Below are 18,464 nucleotides of genomic sequence, written 5' to 3'. Positions count from 1 at the left end.
GGGTGGTTGAAAGCCGGACTGGCAAAAGTCGGTCCAGCAGCAAGACGTAAACGCCGTCCGAACGGATGCTTGTGTGCCGACGAAGAACGGAAATTTCACAAAAAAAGCTAATAAGCTAGACATGAGAGGTCAGAAATGAGAAATGAGCTCCACGGCTTGGCTGACTTAAGCCCCAACTCTTCTTACTTCTCAGGTTTTGCTTCTCCCTTCTCCCCGTAGCATGTCTACTCAGAACCCCATTATTCTGGCCATCGAGTCATCGTGCGACGATACCGGGGCCGCGGTTATTGCCGGCGGCGCGGTACTGGCCAACGTCGTGGCCTCGCAGCAAATTCACGAGCTCTACGGCGGCGTGGTGCCCGAACTGGCCTCCCGGGCACATCAGCAGCACATCTTGCCGGTAGTGGAAGCCGCGCTGCAAAAAGCCGGCGTGAGCAAGGATGACCTCGATGCCGTGGCCTTTACCCAAGGACCGGGCCTATTGGGCTCTTTGCTCGTGGGGAGCATGTTTGCCAAAACCTTCGCGCTGGCCTTGGGCAAGCCGTTGATTGCGGTGAACCACATGCGGGCGCACATCTTGGCGCATTTCGTGGAGGAGCCGCGGCCCACGTTCCCGTTCCTATGCCTCACCGTGAGCGGCGGCCACACCCAGCTGGTAGTGGTGCGCAGTGCCCTCGACATGGAAATCATCGGCCAGACGCAGGACGACGCCGCCGGCGAAGCCTTCGACAAAACCGCCAAGCTGCTTGGACTGCCGTACCCCGGCGGCCCCCGCCTGGATAAACAAGCCCAGCAAGGCGACCCGCTGCGCTTTCCGTTCCCGGTAAACCAGATGCCCGGCTATAATTTCTCGTTTAGCGGCGTCAAAACGGCCGTGATGTACTTCCTGCGTCAGCAAACGCAGCAAAACCCCAAGTTCATCGAGGAAAACCTGCCCGACCTCTGCGCCAGCATCCAGCACACTATTCTGCAGACGCTCATGCGTCAGCTGTGCCGCGCCGCCGCCGATTACGGCCTGACCAATATTGCCATTGCGGGTGGGGTGGCTGCCAACTCCGGCCTGCGCGCCGTGCTGCAGCGCTTAGCTGAGGAAAATGGCTGGCAAGTGTTTATTCCAGCTTTTCAGTACTGTACGGATAATGCCGGTATGATTGCCATGGCGGCGCACTTTCAGTACGAGGCGGGTGATTTTGCTTCGCAACTCGCTAGCCCGGACCCGCGGCTGAAGCTGGCGTAACTATACTGCGCTATCCATGGATGAACTGCTGCAAACGGTTATTGAAGCTGCGACGTGGATTGAGAAGGTCAATCCACGCTTCGAGGATAACTTTTACCGAAGCGAAGAACTACGGCCGACTGGACTGGTACTCGACTGGAAGCCTGGGTATCATAAGCAGCACTTTGAAAGCACCATAGCTCGGCGAAAAAGGCTACTGCACAAGGCAAGATTGAGCTCATGAGTGAGCCGGAACTATTGGAAAAAGGCCGTTTAATATTCGTTAATCCGGTAGATACAGTAGCAGATGGTACCGCTGCGCTGCATTCAGACGGCTTCTTTGATTGCTATGAACTTACTCCTTGGGATACGTGGGTATCTTTTGCTGATGCTGTGCCAGGTTTAATAGCATTTCCCGATTACATCATATCCTGGGTGCCGAACAAAGAGCTCGATCAAGTATACTGCGGCCGAGCAGTTTGCATGATGGATAATATCAGTTGGCTTTACGAATTGCGTAATGAACCGCTGGAGTCACCTGTTTTTACTCAGCTCTTCGCTGAGCCGTTTGCACTGACTTGCTCTCAAGCTCTAAGCGCCAAAGAAGCTGAGGCACGACTCGATTATCTTCTTTCGGAAGAATCGGTGGCCCAATGGATTGTGCAATGATGTCCATGCTCACATGACTATGACCAACCCCTTCCAGCCCGGCGACCAGCAAACCCACCGCTACACCGTCGTAGCTACCGACTTCGCCTCCTTCGAAGTTGGCGGCGGCCTCGTGCATCCGGTGCTGAGCACCTTTGCGCTGGCCCGCGAAATGGAATGGGCCGGCCGCCTGTTCGTGCTGCAGATGCGCGAAGCAGGGGAGGAGGGCATCGGTACGATGGTGCAGGTGCAGCACCACGCGCCCGCCTTTGAAGGCGAAACCCTGACGCTGACTGCTACCTTTGCTTCCCTCGAAGGCCGCGAACTGACCTGTACCGTGGAAGCCCGCGTGGGCGAGCGGTTGGTGGCTACCGGCCGCACAGGGCAGCGCATCGTGGAAAAAGCCAAGCTCGAAGCCCGCTTTGCCCAGCTACGCGCCCCCGTCTAGACCATCGAGTAGTATATTTCCGTAAAGCAACGGCCGCCGCTGCGGCACCCGCTGCTTCTTTCCCGCGACTCCCCGACCTCATGGCCAAAGCCAAAGAAACCACCCCGCGCGCCATCAACATTCAAAATCGCCGGGCCGGCTACGAATACTCGTTTCTGGTAAAATACACCGCTGGCATGGTGCTCGTAGGCACCGAAATCAAGAGCCTGCGCCTCGGCGACGCCAACATCACCGACGGCTACTGCACCTTCGGCTCCAACGGCACGCTGTGGCTGCACGGCGTGACCATCGCGCAGTACACCAACGGTACCTACAACAACCACGAGCCCACCCGCCCGCGCCAGCTGCTGCTGAACAAAAAGGAAATGCGCCAGCTCCACGACAAAAGCCAGGAGCAGGGCCTGACCATTATTCCGCTGCGCATATTCATCAACGACCGGGGCTTTGCCAAAGTAGACATAGCCCTGGCCCGCGGTAAAAAGCTTTACGACAAGCGCGAAGACATCAAATCCCGCGACGTGAAGCGCGAGATGGACCGCAATCAGTATTAACCCAGGCAACGAGCGCAACTTACCCGCCGCGACGGACTTGTGGGGTTGTGCCGCGTGTTGCGTTACTTTGAAGCTAGGAGCACAAGTTAGAATTGAGAGCAGCCGCGTGTGCACGCGCCGCGGCTGGCCGCTCACCCGCTACGTGTTGCCTGTCACCCATTACCTGTTACTCCATTTTGGACCACGGAATTTGCGCCCTGAGCGTTGTGCCGGTGCGCGCCGAGCCTTCGGATAAAGCCGAAATCGTTACGCAGCTTGTTTTTGGCGACTGCTACAGCATCCTGCTCACGCAAGGCAACTGGATGCAGGTGCGCCTGGCGGCCGATCAATACGTAGGGTGGGCCGATCTGAAGCAGCACACGCCCGTTACGCCGGAATATCTGGCCGCGTGGCACGCGCAGGAGCATCCGCGCAGCCTGGATCTGGTGCAGATGGTCAGCAATGCCACCACACGCATCCCCGTAACCCTCGGGGCCCGGCTGCCCTTCTTCGATGGCATGACGCTGCGCCTCGGCGACGAAACCTACTTCTACAACGGGGCCGCCACCAATCCGCAGAACGGCCACGGCGCCAGTGGCTCCAATGAAAAGCGCCTGGCCCTGCTGATGCGCGCCGGGCAGCTCTTTCTGAAGTCGCCTTACCTGTGGGGCGGCCGTACCATGTTTGGCATCGATTGCTCGGGCCTGATGCAGCAGCTTTACGGCCTGATCGGGGTGCAGCTCCCGCGCGACGCCTTCCAGCAGATCGACCACGGGCAGGTGGTGCACTTCGTGTCGCAGACCAAGCCCGGCGACCTGGCTTTCTTCGACAATGCCGAGGGCCGCATCGTGCACGTGGGCATGCTGCTCGACGACCAGCAAATCCTGCACGCCAGCGGCGAAGTCCGCATCGATCCGCTCGACCACAACGGCATCTACAACCGCCAACGGCAGAAGTACACGCACAAGTTGCGGTTGATCAAGCGGTTGTTGGTAGACTAACCAACGTTTGGGCTGATGCAGATAAGCCCCTTGCAAACAACTACAGCAATGCCCACGGGGCCACTGAGCTAAGCTCGGCGGCCCCGCGTGGTTTAATGGCATTTCGGATGCGCTGGTGGTATCGGTTTAGGGTTGGCCTGGGGAAAGGTGGATTGCGGAGCTGCAGTGCAGCTTATTTTGAACCAACCCCTACGGGCAGTGGTTGCGTAAACGACTGGAATCAGCTAGCTTACCGCTAGTTCCGGCTGTTCCTGACCACTGTGTATATGGACCAAAAAGTGCTCGTGTTGAATGGCGACTATACCGCCATTACCCTTTGCAGCGTGCAAAAGGCCTTCGTGTTGCTGTACCTCGATAAAGCCGAGCTTGTAGCCAACAAGGAAGGCGCTTTCCTGCGCACCGTCAGCAAAGCCTATCCCAAGCCCAGCATCATCAAGCTGCAGCGCTACGTGCGCGTGCCGTACAAGGGCATTGCCCTAAGCCGGCACAACGTAATGAAGCGCGACAACTTTGAGTGCCAATACTGCGGCTCCACCAAAAACCTCACCCTCGACCACGTACTACCCCGTTCCCGCGGCGGCGACAGCAGCTGGGGCAATTTGTTGACAGCCTGCGCCCGGTGCAACCACGCCAAAGGGCACCGCACGCCCGAGGAAGCAGGCCTGGTAGTCAGACAAAAACCCAAGAGGCCCACGCTGGCTAATTTCTTGAAGCTGAGTGCTGGTACCATTGACCATACCTGGCACGCATATCTGAACTGAACCGGTGTAGCATCTGCTGCCCGGTTTTTTTGATGCCTGCTGTTTCGGCTGCGTGGGCAGGCCTTGGCGCTGCGTGCAGTTGGTAACCCAACGGCGCCCTAGCAAAAGCACCACCCGACTTTAAAGCCGGGTGGTGCTTGCTGGGTGTTGTCTTTACTGATGCCGCTCGGTTACTGGGCGGCGTTGTTGGTTTGGGTTGATTGTGTAGTGCTGGCCCCAAGGAAATCGAGCAGGTCATTGGAGAGGCGGTCTTTCTCCGTGATGAACAAGCCGTGCGGAGCGCCGTCGTACTTGATGTAAGTAGCCTGCGGCAGCATCTTGGCCAGCTCGTCGCCGCTGGCTTCCACCGGCACGATATCGTCGTTGGTGCCGTGGATGATCAGCGTGGGGACCCGAATCTTTTGCACATCCTGGCGAAAATCGGTGCCGCCGAAGCTGCGCACGCATTCTTCCGTGGCGTGCGGTGAAGCCTGCAGGCAGATCATCTGCATCCAGTTCAGCCTGGCCTGACTAACGGGGTGGCTGATAACGCCCTGGCCGAAAAACTTTTTGCCGAAGGATTCCAAAAAGTCGGGGCGGTCCTTGCGCAAGCCCTTGATCATGTCGTCGAATACCTGCTGATCGGCGCCGGTGGGGTTGTCGTCCGTCTTGAGCAGGTAGGGCGTTACAGCCGATACAAACACGGCTTTGCTTACGCGCCCGCTGCCGTAGCGACCCAGGTAACGGGCCACTTCGCCGCCACCCATCGAAAAGCCTACCAGCGTTGCGTTTTGCAGGTCGAGGCCTTCCATAATGGCATTCAAATCGGAGGCCAGCACGTCATAATCGTAGCTACCCCAAGGCTTATCAGACTTGCCGAAGCCTCGGCGGTCGTAGGCAACGACGCGCTTACCGCTGTGCGCCAGCGTGTGCGATTGATGCTCCCACATCTGGTGGTCGGCGGGCCAGCCGTGGATCAGCACCACCGGGTCGCCCTGGCCCCAGTCCTGGTAAAATACATTCACGTCGTTGCCTTGGGCATCTTGGCCCACTTTGAGGTAGCTCATGATATAGGTGTGGTTTGACTTAAGAGTAATTACCTGTAAATCAGCTTAAATGTTGTTGGTACACGGGTGTGCTCAATCAAGCTTTCAGGAGAACTAAGCCACGAAGCCTGCCAACGGCTCGATGGAATTCATTAATTATCCGATGAAACTTTTAACTATTTTTTTAATGCCTGCCAATTCTGTTTGGCGGTATCCAAAGCCAGTACAGCCTACTACATGGCTTGCAGCGGGTAGAACTGGTGCTCATGACTGCTTTTGCTGCAGTTCAAAGGAGACTAATCAGTGACTTTGCCGGGGCTACGCACCGGCTCGTTGGTCTGCTCGCAAAAACCACCCACCTTTGGCCGCAATGAGCCCCATGCTTCGCCACATTCGTTTCGGCCTAAGTGCCCTCAGCCTATGTTTTGCCGCCTGCCAATCAAAGCAGGATAGCCATAGTCAAGCCGCCGCTAGCCAAGAGAAGCTTGGCACATCTTCGGCAGCGACCGACACACCCGGCGCTTGGTATCGGCAATACCGTGGTCTGTTGCCTGGCTCTACCGATAGCGTCACGCTGCACCTGACTGCTGCCCCTAGCGTGGGAACGGAAGCTGAGAATCCCCGCATGTATGGCTCTTACAGCGGCGGGAGTGGTCGGCCATTCGAATTGCTTAGCCAGTTTGCCAACAGCCCCGACAGTCTCGTGCTGTCGGAAATCGGCACCGAACTGGTGGATGCCGATAACAACGGGCCGACATGGCGGCTGCGCCGTCAAGGCCGCTTGCTCGTGGGCACTCGCGCCGGAAAGCCGGTGCGCTTTCTCGAAGTTCAGCCTGCTGGCAGCATAGCTTTTACCGCTCGGTTTTTTGCCGACTCGGTAGCTGCTTATCCCGGTCAGAAAAACAGCCCACGTGCCCAGCAGAGTCTGCTAGTACTGGTGCCCGTTAGCGGCCCCGCTGGGTTATCGGCCAACATCCTGCGCGCCTTGCGGGGCGACACCACCAGCACCCAACCCGCTCCCAAGCTGGAAGCTTACTGGCAGGAGCAGCAACGCCGTTATGCTGCCGACTACCGTGCCGATGCTGCCGAGATGAAAGCATCCTTCGAGAAAGATACCGCTGCTTTGCCCGCCTATGCATTGCGTTACGATTCGCAGCGCTTAATGCGGGTGCTTTGGAATCAAGGCTCATTGCTTAGTCTCGGCGTGATGGACTACAGCTACAGCGGCGGCGCCCATGGCAACTACGGCACCTCCGTCGTGAGCTTTGATACGCGTACTGGTCGCATGCTGCGCTACCCTGATATCTTTCGCCCTGGCACTGAAACGCGCCTTATGGCCCTGATCGACCGCGCCGTACGTCTGCAGTTTAAGCTGGCGCCTACTGCGAAACTGGAAGAAACCTTGCAGGCCGACCGCGTGCCCGTGACGCGCAATGTGTTCCTCACCGGTAGCGGGGCCGTGTTCGTGTATACGCCCTACGAAATAGCTTCCTATCCGCAAGGAGAAATCCGGGTATTCGTGCCTTACGCCGAGTTGAAGCCGCTGCTGCAGCCTAGCTTGCCCATCGGTAACCCCGAAGCAAGCGGACTGGCACAAAATCAGTAAACCAAATCAGTCCTCCGGCTCAAGCTCAAATAATGCTTCCACCGGCCTCTCAAACAACCGCGCCACTTTCAGTGCTAGCACCGTGGAGGGCACGTACTTGGCCGACTCCATAGCATTCACGCTCTGCCGGCTCACGCCGATGCGACGGGCTACTTCTTCCTGCGTTAATCCCACGGCGACGCGGGCTAGCTTCAAATTATTCTTCATGGTGGGCTGCCCGCGTGGCACGGTACAGTACGTAACGAAAGCGCAGCAGAAACAGCAGTAGGGGTGTAAACATGCTGTATACCATCAGGTTAAAAAAGACTACATCGTAAGCCAGCAGCAGCGCCACCGCTAACAGGCCGTAGTTGACGTACACGGCCCACAGCAGTGACTCCAGGCGCAGGCGCATGCTAAACTCGTCTTCGTGTAACTCCCGCGAGCAGGCTACCAGCAACGCTCCGGCAATGCAAAGCAAGCCGCTGATTTCGGGCAAGAAATTGTGGCGGTAAGCGGTGCTCGGCACCTCAGCACTCATCAGCCAAGGAATGTAGCCGCTTAGCCATGCCGGCTCCCATCCCCAATGGAGGTACAAAACGCCCAACAAAATACCCAAGCTAAGTAAGCCCCATCCTAAGGGCTTGTAGTGTTGCGGAAACAGAAGATTGGCTATCATAATGTAAAGTTTGCTTGACCAGCGGAATGTAAAGCAAATTTCACTAATTGTAAAGTTTGCTTTACATTATTCGTCTTCGGAGCTCGACTAGGTGGAACATAAGCTGGGGTAAGCGTGTAGTTAGCAGTCCAGTGACTTTCCCTATTCGTTCCTCAATGTTCTTGGGTCGAGCACAACTCAGTCGGGTTTGCGCCGTACCTTTCGAGCCCATTTTTAAGTTTTTTCCACCCGCATGCCCGTACCCAAGTTTGCCGCCGTCCGGCAAAAAGAGTCGTTTCACAACGAGTTGAAGCGCCGCGTCAATGCCTATTTCGAAGAATCCGGCAAAGACACCACTGGTAACGCCACCCTGTTTACCAAAGCCGCCCTGCTTACCGGCGCGCTGCTCTTCCTCTACATTCACCTCGTGTTCTTCACGCCTCCTACGGGCTGGGCCATTCTGGAGTGCATCCTGATGGGTGGGGTAGGGGCTGCCATCGGCTTCAACGTAATGCACGACGGGGCCCACGGCTCCTTTTCCAAGCATGGCTGGTTAAACCAAGCGGCTGCTTTCACGCTCAACGTGTTCGGCGGCAATTCCTTCATGTGGAACATGAAGCACAACCTCATCCACCACATGTACACCAACATCGACGGGGTGGATGACGACATCGATGCGCAGCCCTGGCTACGCCTCAGCGAAACGCAGCCGCGCCGTGCCCTGCACCGCTACCAGCATTATTACTTCTGGTTCCTGTACGCGCTGTTCTACCTGGCCTGGGTAGTAATGATGGATTACCAGAAGTACTTCAAAGGCGCTATCGGATCGGTACCGCTGAAGAAAATGGAAACCAGCGACCAACTCGTCTTCTGGGGCTTCAAGGCGCTGTACCTCGCCCTTTTCGTAGCCCTGCCCATTTATGTTGTTGGCTTCGTGCCGTGGGTTATCGGCTTCCTGATCTTTGCCGCCGTAGCTGGTTTCTCACTGAGCCTGGTGTTTCAGCTGGCTCACACCGTAGAGCCCGCCACTTTCCCCGTCCCCGACGAGCAGACCTACAAGATGGAGGACGAGTGGGCCGTGCATCAACTCAAAACCACCGCCAACTTCGCCACCAATAACAAAGTGGTAACCTGGCTGCTGGGTGGGCTGAACTTCCAGGTGGAGCACCACCTGTTCCCGAAGATTTCGCACGTGCACTACCCCGCCATCAGCAAAATCATCAAGCAAGCCTGTGAGGAATTCAACGTGACCTACAATGAATTCCCACGCATGCGTTCGGCTGTCATGTCGCACGTGCTGTTCCTGCGCCAGATGGGCCGGGCATAGCTAAGTTTTGCTTCCTGCTTTCGTAAGCTCAGTCCATGCAGGTGGGCTGAGCTTATTTGTTATCGGGCTACTTAATAGCAGCCAAACCATTAAAAATATCTTAAACACGAAAAGAGGCCTCAGCGCCTGCATTCTGCCTTTTGGAGAGTTGGCGTTGGCTGGGCCGGCAAGCATATGAACCAGACTATCCTTCGAGCCGTTGAAATAAATGTAACTCGCGACGGAGCCGCCGCTGCACGGTTGCACACCTAATTGTCGGAGGGGTACTTCGGCACTGATCCAAGGCTTCATTGCTGACGGGTTGCATCATTAACGTTGCCGAATGTCATTACCCAAATTTGCCGCCCCCCGTTCCTTTCATGCCGAACTAAAACGCAGGATCAACCTCCACTTCGAAGAAACCGGGAAGTCCACCGCCGGTAGCTCAGGTCTGCTCTCAAAGGCCGTGCTGCTGCTCGTGGGCTTTGTTGCTTTGTATGTGCACCTCGTGTTCTTCACGCCCCCCACGGGCTGGGCCATTCTGGAAGCCGTGCTGCTCGGTGGCTTCATCGCCGCTATCGGTTTCAATGTAATGCACGACGGAGCCCACGGCTCCTTCTCGCGCCATAAGTGGCTAAACCACGTGGCTGCCTTTACCCTGAACGTGCTCGGCGGCTCCTCCTTCATGTGGAACATGAAGCACAACGTGGTACACCACGCCTATACCAACATCGACGGTGTCGACGACGACATCGACGTGCAGCCCTGGATGCGCCTGAGCAGCACCCAGAAGCGCTACCGCCTGCACCGCTTCCAGCACCTGTACTTCTGGTTCTTGTACTGCATGCTATACATCTCCTGGATTTTTGTGATGGACTACCAGAAGTATTTCAAGCGCAAAATCGGGAGCGTAGACTTGAAAAAGATGGCCCTGAGCGACCATCTGGTTTTCTGGGGCTTTAAGGTGCTGAACTTCGTGCTGTACGTGGCCCTACCCATTTACATGCTCGGTTTTCTGCCCTGGCTGGTGGGCTTCCTCACCATCACCTGCGTAGCCGGTTTCGTGCTCAGCTTGGTGTTTCAGTTGGCCCACACCGTAGAGCATACAGCTTTCCCGATGCCGCACGAAGTCACCAGCAAGATGGAGGACGAATGGGCTATTCATCAGATCAAGACCACGGCCAACTTCGCCACCGGCAACCGGGTGGTTAGCTGGCTCGTCGGCGGGCTAAACTTCCAGGTGGAGCACCACTTGTTCCCGAAGATTTCGCACGTGCACTACCCGGCCATCAACCGCATCATTAAGCAGGTATGTCAGGAGTTCGACGTAGCTTATAACGAATTCCCACGCATGCGCTCGGCTGTGCTCTCGCACGTGCTGTTCCTGCGGCAGATGGGACGGGTGTAGCCACCGTTAGAACACGCCACGTAATTTGCAGACGGCCAACGCCCACGTTGGCCGTCTTTTTTATGGCTCCTATTTCCGCAGTTCGAATTGAGTTTTCGATTCAGGTCTATCCGCGCGAGTTTCTAGACAAGCCTTACTTCAATCATATGATTGATGGCGACTTAGAAATCTGGTTAGGAGACCGGCTCTATTTTAAAGAAGGATACACAGCTTTAGTAGAATTTGCCTTGTATTTAAATAATTGGTTAACAGATGCTTTGCGCGAACGGCAGGCAGTGCCACTTGCTTACTACACCATGGACCATGATGAGCGGGAAGGAGCGCTGCTGAGACTAACGCCTCTGAACGCTGAAGAATACAGCGTCGAGTCTATTTGGCAGGAGTTTGAATGCGCGCAGCCGATCAGTCACCAAGCCATGAAGGCTGCTGCTGAGTCTTACCTGTCGAGGTTGGATGCTGCTATCAGGAGTCATGGAGACACCAGCCTGAACAACTTGTTGGCATATTATCAACTATGAAGCCTGCTGAAGAACAACGGACACTAGAACTGCTGAGCGAAGTAGAGGCCCGTTTAGCTGCAGCATATGCGGTAGTGCCTAAGAAAAGAGGTTTGAAAGGCCTGCTGGAGCGGCTTGGCTTCGGGTGGAGCAACGAGGCTCAACTTGCGAACTGGCAGCAGACAAGTGGGAAGATGGCAACTGCAATACAAGCCAAAGACAAACGCAACATTGCCGCACTGCTCAATCTAGCAGCTCTCAACGCTGCAATTGAAGCGTCACGGCTTGATAACCGAGCTTTGGCTCGCAACGCGGAGGAACTCCGGCACCTAGCGGAATACGCTAGAAACTTGCTGATCAGGCAATAGGCTGACAATTTCCTCACTTAAAAAACCTATCTTTGCGGCCCGCCAAGGTGGCGGAACCGGGGCTTTAGCCTTGGGAATCAACAAAAAACGCGTTCCGGAGGCGGGCCCTGCGCCGGACGTGTACACGAGGGCCAACTGCAATATCATGGCAGAAGTAGTAGACAACTTCGATTGGGACAACGTCGGAGCCAACAGCTTCGGTGGCATCTACTCGAAAGAGGAGCGCGCCCGTCTCGAAGAAATGTACGCCGGTACGCTCACCACCGTAGAGGAGGAGCAAGTAGTAAAAGGCACGGTTGTTTCGGTCGGTGAGCGGGACGTAATCGTGAACATCGGCTTCAAGTCGGACGGTCTGGTTCCGCGTTCGGAATTCCGTGACCTGACGGACCTGAAAGCTGGCGACGAAGTAGAGGTCTTCATTGAAGACCAAGAAGACGCCAACGGCCAGCTGATCCTCTCGCGCAAGAAGGCGAAGATCAAGCAGGCTTGGAAAGCCATCTACGACGCTCTCGAAAACGACACCATCCTGGAAGGTGTGGTTAAGCGTCGCACCAAAGGCGGTCTGATCATGGAGCTGGACGGCGTAGAGGCCTTCCTGCCCGGTTCGCAGATCGACGTGAAGCCCATCCGCGACTTCGACATCTATGTTGGTCGCCGCATGGAAGTGAAAGTGGTGAAGATCAACGCCGCTTTCGACAACGTGGTAGTTTCGCACAAAGTCCTGATCGAGAAAGACCTCGAGAAGCAGCGTGAAGCCATCCTCAACAACCTGGAGAAAGGCCAGATCCTCGAGGGCGTTATCAAGAACATGACCAACTTTGGTGTGTTCATCGACCTCGGCGGCGTAGACGGCCTGCTGCACATCACCGACATCTCGTGGGGCCGCATCGCGCACCCCTCGGAAGTTCTGCAGCTGGACCAGAAGCTCAACGTAGTAGTTCTGGACTTCGACGAAGCCAAGAAGCGTATTTCGCTCGGCCTGAAGCAGCTGACCCCGCATCCGTGGGATTCGCTGCCGCAAGACCTGCAGCCCGGCTCGAAAGTACAAGGCCGTATCGTGAACGTAGCCGACTACGGCGCGTTTATGGAAATCGTGCCTGGTGTAGAAGGCCTGATCCACGTTTCGGAAATGTCGTGGAGCCAGCACCTGCGCAACCCGCAGGACTTCATCAAGCAAGGTGATGTAGTAGAAGCTCAGATCCTGACCCTCGACCGCGAGGAGCGCAAGATGAGCCTTGGCATCAAGCAGCTGACCGAAGACCCCTGGACCCGCGCCGACTTCGCTGCGAAGTACGCTGTGGGCACCAAGCACAACGGCCTCGTGCGCAACCTGACCAACTTCGGCCTGTTCGTAGAACTGGAAGAGGGTGTGGACGGCCTTGTGCATGTATCGGACCTGTCGTGGACCAAGAAGGTGAAGCACCCCTCCGAAATGGTGAAGGTGACCGACCGTCTGGACGTGGTAGTGCTCGAGCTGGACGTACAGAACCGTCGCTTGGCCCTGGGCCACAAGCAGCTGGAAGAAAACCCCTGGGATACGTTCCAGACGGTGTTCACCCCCGGCTCGACCCACAAGGCTACCATCACCGAGAAGTCGGACCGTGGTGCCGTGCTGGAGCTGCCCTACGGCATCGAAGGCTTCGCTTATCCGAAGTCGCTGGCGAAGGAAGATGGTGCTCAGCCGGAAGTAGGCGAGGCACTGGACTTCCGCGTAGTTGAATTCTCGAAGGACGACCGTCGCATCGTGCTGTCGCACACTGCTACCTACGGTGCCGGCCAGGAAGAAGAAAACAGCCGCGCTGCCAAGTTCCAGAAGAAGAAGCCGACCGCTGGCGCTAGCGCTGGTGCTGCTGCCGGCGATGGTAAAGTTGCCGATCTGAAGAAGGCCGAGAAGTCGACCCTGGGCGACCTCGACGCTCTGAGCGCCCTGCGCGACCGGATGATGGGCAACGAGCGCGACGCCGAGAACAACGGCTAAGCTGCGCTGCGAACCTCAGCCAATGAAAAAGCCCCCGGCCGCAAGGTCGGGGGCTTTTTTAATGATGTTTTTTTAGGCAGTGAGCCAATGATTTAGGTAATCAGAGCGTAGATATAAGCAGGGAAGGTTTGGCAAAAGCCAAAGTAAGCCTTATGTTTGCGGCCCCAAGCCCTATTAAGGTGACGTGACCGAGTGGCTAGGTAGAGGTCTGCAAAACCTCCTACAGCGGTTCGAATCCGCTCGTCACCTCCACAGCCCCGAAAGCCCCGTAACCTGAATAGTTACGGGGCTTTTGGCTTCCCTGGACAGCGGCTCCAGCCTCAGTTGGCAGGCGCTTGCGCGCACACTTCGCTGATGGTACGAGAGAGTCGAGTGTGGTACAGGACTGCCGCTAGCCTTTTCAGCGGTAGGTATGAGCTTCACATCGGCTGGCAGTCAGGCTTGTGGAGGAGGTGAACCGGAATTGTTTGAAATGCTTATGAATCAGAAACGGCTACGTCTATACTTCGAAAACGCAGTAGGGCGGGTGATGGAACACCCGGAGGGATACGTGCGCGTGGAGTACAAGCCTGGCGCACGCAATCTTTCCGACCTGCAAGCATTCTTGCACCATACCGGCCAACTGCTGCAGTTACGCGGTTGGCGCAAGCTCTTAGGCGACCAGCGCCTGATGGCACCCTTCGACGAAGTCGAAAGCAAGTGGATTGTGGAGTACTGGCTGGAGCGCTTCAATCAGCAACAGACCAGCTTGTACGGCGCGATACTAGTGCCGCAGGATGTGTTTGCACGGCTATCGGTCAACAACGTAATGCACGAGGCGCGGGCAGCAGCCCTGACGTATCGTATGTTTAACAGCGAGACCGATGCCTTAGCTTGGTTAGGCTCCGTAGGTTAAAGCCAGCAGGGATACGCTAAGCCCATACAGTTGGGTAAGCTGGGGCTTGGCTATGTCGCCCCGCTATCCAGCATAAGCTTATGCCAGCTACATCCCTAGTGCAGCACTGACGCGTTGGGGCGCAGGCACACATTGATGGCAGCCGACAGACGGTCATGAGCAGTGGATACAGCTGCCTCAACTCGTCCAAAGCGGGAATACATCACTTTTGAGTCCAGCTCTTGCGCGATAAGGCGAGTGGCCACTAGGATGGTGCAACCGTTGGGCCATTGGGCTTCAAACGCGGCACCGCCACCCCACGGGGCAGGCACCGGGCGAATCCGGCTGGGTGAATGGGCAAGCACGACTTGAGCGGCTGGCAACAGGCGGTTGACCAACAGCTCTTCTGCCACGCTGGGCGGTAGTTCGCTGGCGTGGAGGTACTCACGTACCTGATGCGCAAATACATTCAAGTCTACACTCATGGCGGCGGTAGAGGTGACCTAATACTCAGCGAAAACGCAGGGTACTCGAGCCGGAAGAACGCCAAGGATAGGCTTTGGCGCAATACAGGAACGCTGAATTCATGCTACAACGCTGCGGCTGTGCATGTAGTACAGTATAAAAGTACAATGCTTCGTCATTTTACGGCGAAGCATTATAGAAATAGCACGGGCAAACCTAGCGGTGTCATTGCTCGCGGATTATGATGGGCAAGCCCACGCACTGAATGGGGTGGGGCGTGGTCACCGTTTATTAGCACATGCCCGCGTGGCCTATGGTAAGGGTGGCGGGCAAGTCGTTTGGCTGGTGGCAATATCTGCTTGCCAATACTGTAAAAGAATAAAGCCCCGGCTTATGAAACCGAGGCTTTGGGCTAACCTAGCAGGTCGATGATGCATATGCACACGACCAATATGACCTACGACAAGCGGAGCTAGGTTGGATTGCGGGCAGTGAAAAATGGTACCAAGCAGCCTGCCAAAACGGAAAAAAGCCACTGTTCAAAGAGCAGGGGCTTTTTCCATATTCCAAACAAAGATGCTCTAGGGCATCCGAGTAGCAAACCACAATAAGAAGGGATAAGTGCCTGAGCATTTGCAAGAAATAATGTGAGCGATGCAGATGCGAGTAATGAGCGGTGTCCCGAAGCCCATACAAGCTTAACTGGATTTATTGGGCAAAGCGGTACGTAGTTTCAACAGTCAAAATGCGTATTCCTGCGTAGGCAATTAGGCATTGGGAAACGTAAAATAGAATGTAGACGGCTTGCCATTGTAACCGCCTTTATGCTCATCCTACCTAACCCAACCATCGCGCAAGCCAAATTAACCTACCTGATACTCAATCGACCCCGGACAAAGGCGTGTAAAGTCCTGCGCAGTGCCAACAAGAAAATAACTCTCAAGGGACGCCAACGCTATATCCTAACAGTTCAGAAACGCGTAGAAGCGCCCGTTCTCCTTCTCCCAACCCTCACCTAGCTATGAAAATCGTTGACCTCCGCACCATGCGTGGGCCCAGCTACTGGTCCGTAAAGCACTCCAAAATTATTGTGCTGAAGCTGGACCTCGAAGACTTGGCTGACACCTGGACCAATGCTGTGCCGGGTTTGGATGCCCGGCTTTTCCGCTTGCTGCCCGATCTGGACAAGCCGCGCAGTAAAAGTAGCCGCGAAGCTGTTAAGCGTCCGCCGCTGACGCAGGAACAGGTAGCCGATGGCGAACCTTGGGGTCACGTGGTACAGCATATCGCCCTGGAGCTGCAGCGCTTGGCAGGCATGCCCATGAGCTGGGGCAAGTCGCACCCGGCCCACGATGAAAACATGGAGATGGTACTGTTTGAGTACCAAGAGGAGCGGGCCGGTCGCGTAGCAGCCGAAGCAGCCGTGGAGCTGCTCAACGCCTTGGTGCGAAAAGAAAAGTATGACGTGCGCGCCATCGTAGATGAGTTGCACGAAATCCGGGAGGACGAGTACTTTGGCCCCAGCACGTACAGCATCGTGGCGGAGGCTGCCTCGCGCAATATCCCTTACATTCAGCTGCGCAACAGTAACATCATTCAGCTCGGTTACGGCGTCAATCAGAAGCGCATCTGGGCCACTACCAGCACTCTGACTTCGCACGCGGCGGTAGAAATAGCCGGCAATAAGAACCGCACCAAGGCCATGCTGGCCGATGCGGGGGTGCCGGTGCCACGCGGCCGTACCGTATACGACGCCGACGAGCTGAAAAAAGCCGTGGAAGAACTCGGGTACCCCATCGTGACCAAGCCGCTGGACGGCAACCACGGCAAAGGTGCCTCCATTAACCTCAAGAACTGGAAAGAGGCCCTGATGGGCTTCAAGGCGGCGCAGGTATACTCCGAGGCGGTGATTGTGGAGCAGTTCATCGAAGGGTTTGACTTCCGTTTGCTCGTCATCAATGGCAAGCTGGTGGCAGCCGCCAAACGCACTCCTGCTGCCGTAACCGGCGACGGTGTGCACACGATTCAGGAACTTATTGACGAAATCAACAAGGACCCGCGGCGCGGCATTGGGCACGAAAAGGTGCTAACGAAAATCAAAATCGATAAGCATACCAACCAGATTCTGAAAGCCCGCGAGCTGACGGCCAAATCGGTGCTGCCGCCGGGCGAAGTACTGTACCTGAAGAGCACGGCCAACATCAGCACGGGCGGTACAGCCAGCGACGTTACGGATCTAGTGGACCCTTATAATGTGCTTCTGGCAGAACGCGTGGCGGGCATCATCGGCTTGGATATCTGCGGTATCGATGTGCTGACGACGGACATTGCTATTCCGCTGAACGAGACGCGGGGCGCCGTCATCGAAGTAAATGCTGCTCCGGGCTTTCGCATGCACATTTCACCGGCCGAGGGCTTACCGCGCAACGTGGCTGCGCCAGTAGTCGATATGCTGTTTCCGAATGGTTGTGAGGCGCGCATTCCGATTATTGCCGTCACCGGGACCAATGGCAAGACCACTACCACGCAGCTGCTTTCGCACCTGGTGGCCTCCAAAGGCTACAAGGTAGGGCACACCACCACCACCGGCATTTACATCCAGGGCCGTGAACTGGAGTCGGGTGACTGCACTGGGAGCCAAAGCACCGAGTTTGTGCTCAAGGACCCAACGGTAAACTTTGCGGTGCTGGAAGTGGCCCGCGGCGGTATGTTGCGCTCGGGGCTGGGCTTTGAAAGCTGCGACGTGGCCGTGGTCACCAACGTGGCTGCCGACCACCTTGGGCAGAAAGACATCCACACGGTGGAAGAAATGGCGGCGGTGAAAGCGGTACCGGTGCGTACCGTGAAAAAGAGCGGCTGGGCCGTACTCAACGCCGATAACGACTATACCTACGCCATGCGCGAGTGGGTAGACTGCCGGGTAGCCTTGTTCAGCATGCACGACGACTGCCCCCGGATCCGGGACCACGTGGAAAATGGCGGCGTGGCGGCGGTGTACGAAGAGGGTTACATCACCATCTACAAGAACACCTACAAGCTACGCATCGACCGCGCCGAGGAGTTTCCCGTGACGCTGGGGGGGCGCGCCAAGTTCAACATCGAAAACGCCTTAGCAGCAGCCTTGGCCGCCTATTGCTACGGGTTTGAGAAAGACGATATCAAGACGGCTTTGCGCACGTTCGTACCTTCGGCCAGCAAGTCACCGGGCCGTATGAACGTCTTCCGCTTTCCGGGTTTTGAATTCATTGTGGACTACGCCCACAATACCCATGGCATTGAGAAATACGGCGAGTTTCTGGAGGCCACGCCTGCCACGCGCAAAGTGGGCATCGTTTCGGGGCTCGGCGACCGGCGTGAGGAGGATACCATCGAGTACGCCCGCGCTGCCGGCCGCATTTTCGACGAGGTAATCTTGCGGCAAGACCGCGACCTGCGTGGCAAAACCGCTGAAGAGTTGGAGGCGCTAATGCGCAAAGGTTTGACCATGGACAAGCCGGATCTTCCCATCACCTACATCGAAGACGAGTTGGAAGCCATTGATTACGCCATTCAGACGGCGACGGAAGGCTCGGTAATCACTGTGTTTACTGAGAAAATTCACGATACCCTCCGCCGCCTCGAGGAACACGAGGCGCGCTTCAGCCAGCAACAGCAACCGGCTTAGGTTATCAGCTCTAACCAACCAACAAAGAGCCC

At 56.4% G+C, this 18,464-nt stretch carries 18 protein-coding genes and 1 tRNA gene; 15 read left to right on the top strand and 4 right to left on the bottom strand.

All coding sequences use genetic code 11. The features are described from left to right. Positions 1–220: 220 nt before the first annotated feature. The 6 genes from tsaD to AC5FXY_RS18810 all read left to right on the top strand — a co-directional run bounded on the left by tsaD (position 221) and on the right by AC5FXY_RS18810 (position 4,604). Positions 221–1,237: a tRNA (adenosine(37)-N6)-threonylcarbamoyltransferase complex transferase subunit TsaD gene (tsaD, locus tag AC5FXY_RS18835; RefSeq protein WP_493558264.1), complete on the top strand. Its 1,017-nt coding sequence runs from the start codon at positions 221–223 to the stop codon at positions 1,235–1,237. 219 nt (positions 1,238–1,456) lie between these two features. Then, a complete protein-coding gene (locus tag AC5FXY_RS18830; protein ID WP_493558263.1) occupies positions 1,457–1,885 on the top strand; it encodes a hypothetical protein in 429 nt (142 codons plus the stop codon). A gap of 19 nt (positions 1,886–1,904) precedes the next feature. Beyond that, positions 1,905–2,312 carry a thioesterase family protein gene (locus AC5FXY_RS18825; protein ID WP_493558262.1) on the top strand — a complete coding sequence of 136 codons (408 nt, stop codon included), beginning with the start codon at positions 1,905–1,907 and terminating at the stop codon, positions 2,310–2,312. A gap of 80 nt (positions 2,313–2,392) precedes the next feature. Then, positions 2,393–2,863 carry an SsrA-binding protein SmpB gene (gene smpB / locus AC5FXY_RS18820; RefSeq protein WP_493558261.1) on the top strand — a complete coding sequence of 157 codons (471 nt, stop codon included), beginning with the start codon at positions 2,393–2,395 and terminating at the stop codon, positions 2,861–2,863. 176 nt (positions 2,864–3,039) lie between these two features. Then, positions 3,040–3,843, top strand: coding sequence for a C40 family peptidase (locus tag AC5FXY_RS18815; protein ID WP_493558260.1), 804 nt, complete (start codon positions 3,040–3,042; stop codon positions 3,841–3,843). Between the two features lie 266 nt (positions 3,844–4,109). Continuing rightward, the gene (locus AC5FXY_RS18810; RefSeq protein WP_493558259.1) at positions 4,110–4,604 is read left to right on the top strand and encodes an HNH endonuclease; all 495 of its coding nucleotides are present in this window, start codon (positions 4,110–4,112) and stop codon (positions 4,602–4,604) included. Positions 4,605–4,774: 170 nt separating this feature from the next. Here the strand turns inward: AC5FXY_RS18810 and AC5FXY_RS18805 are convergent, their stop codons facing one another. Beyond that, positions 4,775–5,650 carry an alpha/beta fold hydrolase gene (locus AC5FXY_RS18805; RefSeq protein WP_493558258.1) on the bottom strand — a complete coding sequence of 292 codons (876 nt, stop codon included), beginning with the start codon at positions 5,648–5,650 and terminating at the stop codon, positions 4,775–4,777. Between the two features lie 349 nt (positions 5,651–5,999). On the opposite strand from AC5FXY_RS18805, the gene AC5FXY_RS18800 reads away from it, so the two are divergent. Further along, the gene (locus tag AC5FXY_RS18800; protein WP_493558257.1) at positions 6,000–7,235 is read left to right on the top strand and encodes a DUF3298 and DUF4163 domain-containing protein; all 1,236 of its coding nucleotides are present in this window, start codon (positions 6,000–6,002) and stop codon (positions 7,233–7,235) included. Positions 7,236–7,241: 6 nt separating this feature from the next. On the opposite strand, the gene AC5FXY_RS18795 is transcribed toward AC5FXY_RS18800, so the two are convergent. Beyond that, positions 7,242–7,442 (bottom strand): helix-turn-helix transcriptional regulator, encoded by a 201-nt coding sequence (locus AC5FXY_RS18795; protein ID WP_493558256.1) that lies wholly within the window; start codon positions 7,440–7,442, stop codon positions 7,242–7,244. Beyond that, positions 7,432–7,893, bottom strand: coding sequence for a hypothetical protein (locus AC5FXY_RS18790; protein WP_493558255.1), 462 nt, complete (start codon positions 7,891–7,893; stop codon positions 7,432–7,434). Before AC5FXY_RS18790 ends, AC5FXY_RS18795 begins: the two co-directional genes overlap by 11 nt. Before the next feature lie 232 nt (positions 7,894–8,125). Between AC5FXY_RS18790 and AC5FXY_RS18785 the strand changes: the two genes are divergently transcribed. The 7 genes from AC5FXY_RS18785 to AC5FXY_RS18755 all read left to right on the top strand — a co-directional run bounded on the left by AC5FXY_RS18785 (position 8,126) and on the right by AC5FXY_RS18755 (position 14,324). Continuing rightward, positions 8,126–9,199, top strand: a complete 1,074-nt coding sequence (locus tag AC5FXY_RS18785) for a fatty acid desaturase family protein (protein WP_493558254.1) — start codon at positions 8,126–8,128, stop codon at positions 9,197–9,199. 322 nt (positions 9,200–9,521) lie between these two features. Continuing rightward, positions 9,522–10,586, top strand: coding sequence for a fatty acid desaturase family protein (locus tag AC5FXY_RS18780; RefSeq protein WP_493558253.1), 1,065 nt, complete (start codon positions 9,522–9,524; stop codon positions 10,584–10,586). Between the two features lie 62 nt (positions 10,587–10,648). Beyond that, a complete protein-coding gene (locus AC5FXY_RS18775; protein WP_493558252.1) occupies positions 10,649–11,104 on the top strand; it encodes a DUF7878 domain-containing protein in 456 nt (151 codons plus the stop codon). After that, positions 11,101–11,451, top strand: a complete 351-nt coding sequence (locus AC5FXY_RS18770; RefSeq protein WP_493558251.1) for a hypothetical protein — start codon at positions 11,101–11,103, stop codon at positions 11,449–11,451. The genes AC5FXY_RS18775 and AC5FXY_RS18770 overlap by 4 nt, the downstream gene beginning before the upstream one ends. 145 nt (positions 11,452–11,596) lie before the next feature. After that, positions 11,597–13,429 carry a 30S ribosomal protein S1 gene (gene rpsA, locus AC5FXY_RS18765; protein WP_493558250.1) on the top strand — a complete coding sequence of 611 codons (1,833 nt, stop codon included), beginning with the start codon at positions 11,597–11,599 and terminating at the stop codon, positions 13,427–13,429. Positions 13,430–13,607: 178 nt separating this feature from the next. Then, a tRNA-Cys gene (locus tag AC5FXY_RS18760) sits at positions 13,608–13,681 on the top strand. A 226-nt stretch (positions 13,682–13,907) separates the two neighbouring features. Beyond that, on the top strand, positions 13,908–14,324 hold the full coding sequence (locus AC5FXY_RS18755; RefSeq protein ID WP_493558249.1) for a hypothetical protein: 417 nt from the start codon (positions 13,908–13,910) through the stop codon (positions 14,322–14,324). Positions 14,325–14,419: 95 nt separating this feature from the next. Here the strand turns inward: AC5FXY_RS18755 and AC5FXY_RS18750 are convergent, their stop codons facing one another. Beyond that, positions 14,420–14,788: a hypothetical protein gene (locus tag AC5FXY_RS18750; protein WP_493558248.1), complete on the bottom strand. Its 369-nt coding sequence runs from the start codon at positions 14,786–14,788 to the stop codon at positions 14,420–14,422. A gap of 1,001 nt (positions 14,789–15,789) precedes the next feature. Here AC5FXY_RS18750 and cphA point away from each other — a divergent pair. After that, a complete protein-coding gene (cphA, locus tag AC5FXY_RS18745; protein ID WP_493558247.1) occupies positions 15,790–18,432 on the top strand; it encodes a cyanophycin synthetase in 2,643 nt (880 codons plus the stop codon). The last annotated feature ends 32 nt before the right edge of the window (positions 18,433–18,464 follow it).

This window comes from Hymenobacter sp. FMD4 (assembly GCF_058932745.1).
Note: the sequence above shows the minus strand (reverse complement) of the source record. Positions and strands in the feature narration are given on the sequence as shown.